This window comes from Microbulbifer okhotskensis (assembly GCF_023895975.1).
Classification (GTDB): domain Bacteria; phylum Pseudomonadota; class Gammaproteobacteria; order Pseudomonadales; family Cellvibrionaceae; genus Microbulbifer; species Microbulbifer okhotskensis.
In genome coordinates this window covers 1-439 of record NZ_JALBWM010000392.1, presented here as the reverse complement: position 1 = coordinate 439, position 439 = coordinate 1, and the positions used below count along the sequence as shown (strand labels likewise).

The window sequence follows — 439 nt, the reverse complement described above, 5'->3', positions numbered from 1 at the left end:
TATACATTTTTGATAGCCTTGCGCTATCCCAAAATAGTTGATCCAGCCACGGAGGAATACGGTAAGTTCTTTCATTTTCTTCTCCATCGAAATACCACGAGATCGCCCTGTAATCTGGCGTACGCGATATTTAAATTGGAGCAGAGACTTATCATTCCAGACAAGCTTTGCACCCCGAAAAGAAAACCCCAGAAACTTACACCGGCTAACGGGGACTACTTGGCTTTTAGCATCGTTAACTTTGAGTTTAAGCTTTCGCTCAACAAAGCGTTTAATGCTCGCCATAACCCGTTCACCGGCGCGTTTAGAAGAAACGACAATCACAAAATCATCCGCATAACGGACAAAATCATGGTGGCGTTTTTCCAGCTCTTTATCGAGCAGGTCGAGTACAATATTGGACAGCAGCGGCGATAAAGGACCCCCTTGTGGCACCCCC

General features: G+C 45.8%; 1 protein-coding gene. It reads right to left on the bottom strand.

Going from position 1 to position 439, the window contains the following annotated elements; all coding sequences use genetic code 11:
- A partial coding sequence (locus tag MO867_RS22640) for a reverse transcriptase domain-containing protein (protein ID WP_252473384.1) occupies positions 1-439 on the bottom strand: 439 nt, incomplete at both ends.